Origin of the sequence: Paraburkholderia sp. JHI2823, assembly GCF_038900695.1 — a bacterium.
GTDB lineage: Bacteria > Pseudomonadota > Gammaproteobacteria > Burkholderiales > Burkholderiaceae > Paraburkholderia > Paraburkholderia mimosarum.
In genome coordinates this window covers 1-361 of the sequence record NZ_JAYMRY010000362.1, presented here as the reverse complement: position 1 = coordinate 361, position 361 = coordinate 1, and the positions used below count along the sequence as shown (strand labels likewise).

Annotated in this window: 1 pseudogene; it reads right to left on the bottom strand. The window is 59.8% G+C overall.

From position 1 onward, the window contains the following. Positions 1-361, bottom strand: a pseudogene (locus VSR34_RS38990) (IS6 family transposase); the annotation flags it as partial.

Genomic DNA, 361 nt, shown 5'->3' with positions numbered 1-361 from the left:
CCTCGAGCGCAGCCAGATTCGCACCGCTCTTGTCCACGGTAATCGTCTCGGGCTCGCCGTTCTGGTCAGTCGCCTTCTCAAAGTAGCGGCGCGCAGCGGCCTTGTCTCGATGGGCACGCAGCAGGAAATCGACTGTGTTGCCCTGCTTGTCGACAGCGCGGTACAAATACTTCCATTGGCCTTTGACCTTGACGTACGTCTCGTCCATCCTCCAGCTCTTGCCCGCCGGGCGCTTGGCGGCGAAACGCCTTCTCAAACAGCGGTACGAGCTTGATAACCCAGCGGTGCACGCTCGAATGGTCGACCTCGATGCCTCGCTCTGCCATCATCTCCTCGAGATTTCGCAGGCTCAACGAGTAAG